This window comes from Bacillus sp. 1780r2a1 (assembly GCA_024134725.1).
Classification (GTDB): Bacteria; Bacillota; Bacilli; order Bacillales; family Bacillaceae_H; genus Priestia; species Priestia aryabhattai_A.
Window position 1 is genome coordinate 1 of sequence record CP099863.1, and the last position, 7500, is coordinate 7500.

General features: G+C 35.7%; 6 protein-coding genes (1 of these 6 only partly in view). All 6 read left to right on the forward strand.

All coding sequences use genetic code 11. The features are described from left to right. Entirely contained in the window at positions 1-1344 is a 1344-nt protein-coding gene (dnaA, locus tag NIZ91_00005) for a chromosomal replication initiator protein DnaA (GenBank protein ID USY55172.1), read from the forward strand. A 195-nt stretch (positions 1345-1539) separates the two neighbouring features. Next, positions 1540-2676: a DNA polymerase III subunit beta gene (dnaN, locus tag NIZ91_00010; GenBank protein USY55173.1), complete on the forward strand. Its 1137-nt coding sequence runs from the start codon at positions 1540-1542 to the stop codon at positions 2674-2676. A 103-nt stretch (positions 2677-2779) separates the two neighbouring features. Next, on the forward strand, positions 2780-2995 hold the full coding sequence (gene yaaA / locus NIZ91_00015; GenBank protein ID USY57252.1) for a S4 domain-containing protein YaaA: 216 nt from the start codon (positions 2780-2782) through the stop codon (positions 2993-2995). 15 nt (positions 2996-3010) lie between these two features. Then, complete coding sequence (gene recF / locus NIZ91_00020) at positions 3011-4129, forward strand: DNA replication/repair protein RecF (GenBank protein USY55174.1); 1119 nt, start codon at positions 3011-3013, stop codon at positions 4127-4129. A 222-nt stretch (positions 4130-4351) separates the two neighbouring features. Further along, positions 4352-6268, forward strand: a complete 1917-nt coding sequence (gene gyrB / locus NIZ91_00025) for a DNA topoisomerase (ATP-hydrolyzing) subunit B (protein ID USY57253.1) — start codon at positions 4352-4354, stop codon at positions 6266-6268. A gap of 115 nt (positions 6269-6383) precedes the next feature. After that, positions 6384-7500, forward strand: the 5' end (the start) of a protein-coding gene (gene gyrA, locus NIZ91_00030) for a DNA gyrase subunit A (GenBank protein USY55175.1). Its footprint extends 1388 nt past the window's final position; 1117 of the gene's 2505 nt are visible here — the first part of the coding sequence; it begins with the start codon at positions 6384-6386; its stop codon lies beyond the right edge, outside the window.

The following is a 7500-nucleotide window of genomic DNA, read 5'->3' on the forward strand; positions in this document are numbered from 1 at the left end:
TTGGAAAATATTCATGATTTATGGAACGGAGCATTGGCTGAAATTGAAAAGAAGTTGAGTAAACCTAGTTTTGAAACATGGTTAAAATCAACAAAAGCTCATGCTTTACAAGGTGATACACTTATTATCACAGCACCCAATGACTTTGCCAGAGATTGGCTAGAGTCTAGATATTCTAACTTAATTGCTGAAACATTGTACGATTTGACTGGGGAAGAACTCGATGTAAAATTTATTATCCCGTTAAATCAATCTGAAGAAGAGTTTGATTTAACTCCTCCTAAAAAGAATGTAAGCAAGGAAGATGGACACGAATTCCCACAAAGTATGCTTAATTCCAAATATACGTTTGATACTTTTGTTATTGGTTCTGGTAACCGCTTTGCTCATGCTGCTTCTTTAGCAGTTGCAGAAGCACCAGCTAAAGCTTACAATCCACTTTTTATCTATGGAGGAGTAGGGCTTGGGAAAACCCACCTCATGCACGCAATCGGTCACTATGTGCTTGATCATAATCCTGATGCTAAAGTTGTATACCTATCTTCTGAGAAATTCACGAATGAATTTATTAACTCAATTCGTGACAACAAAGCAGTGGAGTTTCGTAATAAATATAGAAATGTCGACGTTTTACTTATAGATGATATTCAATTTTTAGCTGGTAAAGAACAAACACAAGAAGAGTTTTTCCATACGTTTAATACGTTACATGAAGAAAGTAAACAAATTGTTATCTCAAGCGATAGACCGCCAAAAGAGATACCAACTTTAGAAGATCGTCTTCGCTCTAGGTTTGAATGGGGTTTAATTACAGACATTACGCCACCAGATCTTGAAACGAGGATTGCTATTTTACGTAAAAAAGCAAAAGCTGACGGCTTAGTAATTCCTAACGAAGTAATGCTTTATATCGCCAATCAGATCGATTCAAATATTCGTGAATTAGAGGGTGCTTTAATCCGTGTAGTAGCATACTCTTCTTTAATTAATAAAGATATTAATGCTGACTTAGCTGCTGAAGCTTTAAAAGATATCATTCCAAGTTCAAAGCCCAAAGTTATCACCATTCAAGATATCCAACAAATAGTCGGACAGCAGTTTAATGTAAAGCTTGAAGACTTTAAAGCAAAAAAACGAACAAAATCTGTTGCTTTTCCAAGGCAGATTGCAATGTACTTATCTCGTGAGCTTACAGACTTCTCGTTACCAAAGATTGGAGAAGAATTTGGAGGACGAGATCACACTACAGTTATTCATGCTCATGAAAAGATTTCAAAGTTGGTTCAAACCGATTCGCAGCTACAAAAACACATTAAAGAAATCAGTGAATCTTTAAAGATCTAATTTTTTCTCTCTTGTTTTTTGTGTATAAGTGAGGTAGCATTGTACACAGTCTGTCCACAGGTGGATAGGCTGTGTACTGGCGTTTTAAGGGGTTATCCACATTTCCACACCCCCTATTACTACTACTACTTTTTTTATAATAAATAAATAAGCTGTTTAAACCGACTTTTAAAATAAAAAAGGAGGAAGGATTCCATGAAATTTAAAATTCAAAAAGACTATTTGGTTCAAAGTGTTCAGGATGTAATGAAGGCTGTTTCATCTCGTACAACGATCCCTATTTTGACAGGAATCAAAATTGTTACAACGGAAGAAGGAGTTACACTTACAGGAAGTGACTCTGATATTTCTATTGAATCATTCATCCCAAAAGAAGAAGATGGAAAAGAGATTGTGGAAATAGAGAAAACGGGAAGTGTTGTCTTACCAGCTCGTTTCTTCAGTGAAATCGTAAAGAAATTACCAAAAGAAGTTGTAGAATTAGATGTTCAAAATTTATTCTTAACAATTATTCGTTCTGGAAAAGCAGAATTTAATTTAAATGGTTTAGATGCTGAAGAGTACCCACATTTACCACAAATTGAAGAAAATAACGTGTTTAAGATTCCTACGGATTTACTTAAAAACATGATTCGACAAACTGTCTTTGCGGTGTCCACCTCAGAAACACGTCCTATCTTGACAGGTGTAAACTGGAAGGTGGAAGGTAAAGCATTAACGTGTATTGCAACAGATAGCCATCGTTTAGCATTGCGTAAAGCAAATATTCAATCTGAACATGAGGTTTCTTACAATGTTGTTATTCCAGGAAAGAGTTTAAGTGAATTCAGTAAAATTTTAGATGATTCTAATGAACTAGTTGATATCGTCATGACTGAAAATCAAGTTTTATTTAAAACAAAGCACCTTTTATTCTTTTCACGTTTACTAGATGGAAACTATCCAGATACCTCTCGCCTTATTCCAGCTGACAGTAAGACAGACGTTGTTTTAAACGTTAAAGAGTTTCTTCAATCCATTGATCGCGCTTCGCTGTTGGCAAGAGAAGGACGTAATAACGTAGTAAAGTTATCAACTTTACCAGATGGGATTGTTGAAATTTCATCAAATTCTCCGGAGATTGGTAAAGTTATTGAAGAAGTTCAAAGTGAATCAATTGTTGGAGAAGATTTAAAGATTTCATTTAGTGCAAAATATATGCTTGATGCATTAAAAGCTCTTGAAGGCACAGATATTAAAATTAACTTTACCGGGGCTATGCGACCATTTGTTATTCGAACATTAGAGAATGACTCAATGTTACAGCTGATTTTACCGGTTAGAACATATTGATGTTGAAAGCTACTAGATTGTTTCTAGTAGCTTTCTTTTCTCAAGGACAATTATTTAGTAGAATAATGATAAGTAAAATAATTAGGGAAGTGAGCGGACTATGATGAAAACAGAAATTGAAATTTCAACGGAATATATTGCACTAGGTCAGTTCTTAAAGTTAGCTGATGTTATTCAGACTGGTGGAATGGTGAAATGGTTTTTAAGTGAACATGAAGTGTATGTGAACGGTGAGTTAGAAGAACGCCGCGGTCGAAAGCTATATCCAGGCGATCAAATAACAATCCCAGACATGGGTGAGTTTATTATTATATCTTAAGAGTTGGTGAATGGTTTGTACATTAAAGAACTTGCGTTAACAAACTATCGTAATTATGAAAAAACAACGGTTGCTTTTGAAAATAAGGTAAATGTCATTCTAGGAGAAAATGCGCAAGGAAAAACAAACATTATGGAATCAATCTTTGTTTTATCAATGGCAAAATCACATCGTACGTCTAACGATAAAGAATTAATAAAATGGGAAAGTGAATTTGCAAAGATTTCTGGTGTTGTAGAAAAAGAGCGTGGACCTGTGACGTTGGATTTAATCATTTCAACAAAAGGGAAAAAAGCAAAATATAATTACATTGAGCAACAAAAGTTAAGTCAATATATCGGGGCCATGAATACAGTTATGTTTGCTCCAGAGGATTTGAACTTAGTAAAGGGGAGTCCTCAAGTACGGAGAAGATTTATTGATATGGAAATTGGCCAAGTTTCCCCTGTATACATGCACGACTTAAGCAAGTATCAAAAAGTTTTACAGCAGAGGAATCAATATTTAAAACAACTGCAGACCCGAAAGCAATCTGATTTATCTTTGCTCGATGTCTTAACTTCTCAGCTTACAGAAGTGGCAGCTCGGATCTTAAAAAAACGATTTGAGTTCTTACAGCTTTTACAAAAATGGGCCGAACCTATCCATTTTGGAATCAGTAGAGGGCTTGAAAACTTACGTATCGAGTATAAAAATTCGATTGATGTATCAGAAGATGCAGATTTGTCGAAAATGATAGAAGCATATCATGAAAAATTTGATAAAATAAAAAGTAGAGAAATTGATAGGGGTGTCACTTTAATTGGCCCTCATCGAGATGACCTACTGTTTTACGTCAATGAAAAGGATGTTCAAACTTTTGGGTCTCAAGGGCAGCAGCGTACGACCGCTTTGTCTTTAAAATTGGCTGAAATTGAGCTGATTAACCAAGAGATTGGTGAGTATCCCATTTTATTGCTGGATGACGTTTTATCAGAGCTGGATGATTTTCGTCAGTCGCATCTGTTAAACACGATACAAGGAAAGGTTCAAACTTTTGTTACAACCACAAGTATTGAAGGAATTCATCATGAAACATTAGACAAAGCTGCTACATTTGCAGTAGAGGCTGGTGTCATACAAAAAATTAAATAGTTTTTTATACTGACAGCTTTTCAACGTTAATTTCAACAAAGTATGGTATCATTATAGTTTTAAGTCTAATGTTTTAAAACTTACCCTCAAAATTATGAAAGATGAGCTTTGCTTGTCTGAAGCTCCTAAGTGGTTTCCATTCGATTATTTTTAAGATACGTTATAAGAATACAACTATAAGCAGTTCGCTGTTAATGAAAAGTGTAGGTGATACATTTGGCAATGGAACAAAAAGAAAAGCAATCATATGATGCTGACCAGATACAAGTGTTGGAAGGGTTAGAAGCAGTACGAAAACGTCCGGGGATGTATATCGGCTCTACGAGTGCTAAAGGTTTACACCACCTGGTATGGGAAATTGTTGATAATAGTATCGATGAAGCGCTAGCTGGTTATTGTGATGAAATCAACGTCATAATTGAGAAAGATAATAGCATCACAGTTAAAGATAATGGGCGTGGAATTCCTGTTGGTATGCATGAAAAAATGGGACGACCTGCTGTTGAAGTTATCTTAACAGTTCTTCACGCTGGAGGTAAATTTGGCGGTGGTGGATATAAGGTTTCCGGTGGCTTACATGGTGTAGGAGCATCTGTTGTAAATGCACTTTCTACTTATTTGGAAGTAAATGTACACCGAGATGGGAAAGTACACTATCAAAAATTTGAGCGTGGAGTTCCTGTAGCAGATTTAGAAGTAACCGGTGAAACTGATAAAACCGGTACAGTTATTCACTTCCAACCAGATGGTGAAATTTTTACCGAAACGTTAGAGTATGATTTTGATACATTAGCTAACCGATTACGTGAATTGGCTTTCTTAAATCGTGGAATTAAAATCACAATTGAAGATAAGCGTGAAGAAAATAAGGTACGTGAATACCACTATGAAGGTGGTATTAAATCATATGTTGAACATTTAAATCGTTCAAAAGAAGTAGTACATGAAGAACCAATCTACATTGAGGGAAATCGTGATAGTATCTCAGTTGAAATTGCTATTCAATACAATGATAGCTACACAAGTAATCTGTACTCTTTTGCAAACAACATCCACACCTATGAAGGTGGTACACATGAAGCAGGGTTTAAAACTGCTTTAACGCGTGCTATTAATGATTATGCGCGTAAGAATAATGTGTTTAAAGATAGTGATACAAATCTTACAGGTGAAGATGTTCGTGAAGGAATTACGGCAATCATTTCAATTAAACATCCGGACCCTCAATTTGAAGGTCAAACAAAAACAAAGCTAGGAAATAGTGAAGCAAGAACAATTACAGACTCTGTGTTTGCAGAACACTTTGAAACATACCTACTAGAAAATCCAGTGGTAGCGAAGAAAATCGTTGAAAAAGGGGTTATGGCTGCACGTGCTCGAATGGCAGCTAAAAAAGCACGAGAATTAACAAGAAGAAAAAGTGCTTTAGAAATCTCAAATCTACCTGGTAAATTGGCAGATTGTTCTTCAAAAGATCCTTCAATTAGTGAATTGTACATTGTAGAGGGTGATTCTGCAGGTGGTTCGGCTAAGCAAGGACGTAGTCGTCATTTCCAAGCGATTTTACCTCTGCGTGGTAAGATTATTAACGTTGAGAAGGCAAGGTTAGATAAAATTTTATCTAATAATGAGATTCGTACAATCATTACAGCATTAGGCACAGGAATTGGAGAAGATTTTGATATCTCTAAGGCACGTTATCATAAACTTGTTATTATGACAGACGCTGATGTTGATGGAGCTCATATCCGTACACTATTGTTAACGTTCTTTTATCGTTATATGAGACAGATTATTGAATCAGGTTACATTTATATCGCACAGCCACCACTATATAAGATTTCACAAGGGAAACGCGTAGAATATGCGTACAACGATAAGCAGTTAGAAGAAATTCTTCCAACGTTTTCAGAAGGATCTAAGCCTAACTTACAACGTTATAAAGGTTTAGGAGAGATGAACCCAGAGCAACTTTGGGAAACAACAATGGATCCAGATACGCGCACGCTTCTACAAGTCAGCTTACAAGATGCAATTGAGGCAGACGAAACATTTGAAATTCTAATGGGGGACAAGGTTGAACCACGTCGTAACTTCATTGAAGAAAATGCAAAATACGTTAAAAATTTAGATATTTAAATAAAGCATTTTTAAAGAATTAAAAAGAATGTTAAACGGCAGGGTAGATTTGTTTCTATCCTGCGTTTACATATGTGAACTACTATACTGAACTTCGTGAAGGAGGTTCTTATCGATGTCAGATAAACCAAACTCTCAAATTACAGAAGTAAATATTAGCCAAGAAATGCGTTCTTCGTTTTTAGATTATGCAATGAGCGTTATTGTTTCACGTGCACTTCCAGACGTACGTGATGGCTTAAAGCCGGTTCATCGTCGTATTTTGTATGCGATGAATGACTTAGGTATGACTTCGGATAAACCATTTAAAAAATCAGCTCGTATCGTAGGAGAAGTTATAGGTAAGTATCATCCTCATGGTGACTCAGCTGTCTATGAAACAATGGTACGTATGGCACAAGATTTTAGCTATCGTAATATGCTTGTAGATGGTCATGGTAACTTCGGTTCTATCGATGGCGATTCAGCAGCAGCGATGCGTTATACAGAAGCAAGAATGTCCAAAATTTCTATGGAATTATTAAGAGATATCAACAAAGATACTATAGATTATCAAGATAATTATGATGGATCTGAGAGAGAGCCAGTTGTATTACCGGCTAGGTTTCCTAACTTACTTGTAAACGGCTCAGCGGGTATTGCTGTAGGGATGGCAACAAATATTCCTCCTCATCAATTAGGAGAAGTAATTGATGGCGTACTAGCTATTAGTAAAAATCAAGATATTACAATTCCAGAGCTAATGGAAATTATACCTGGACCAGATTTTCCAACTGCCGGTCAAATTTTAGGTAGAAGTGGAATTCGGAAAGCTTATGAAACAGGAAAAGGCTCTATTATTATTCGTGCCAAAGTAGAGATTGAAGAGCAGCCAAATGGAAAGCAGACCATTATTGTTAATGAGCTTCCTTATCAAGTGAATAAAGCTAAACTTATCGAAAAAATTGCAGAACTTGCTAGGGATAAAAAGATTGAGGGTATTACAGATTTACGTGATGAATCTGATCGATCTGGTATGCGTATTGTTATTGAAGTTCGAAGAGATGCAAATGCAAATGTCTTACTAAATAACTTATATAAACAAACGTCTTTACAAACAAGCTTTGGTATTAATATGCTTGCTTTAGTTGAAGGACAGCCAAAGGTTTTAAACTTAAAACAATGTTTACAGTATTATTTAGATCACCAAGTTGTCGTTATTCGTAGACGTACTGAGTTTGAATTAAGAAAAG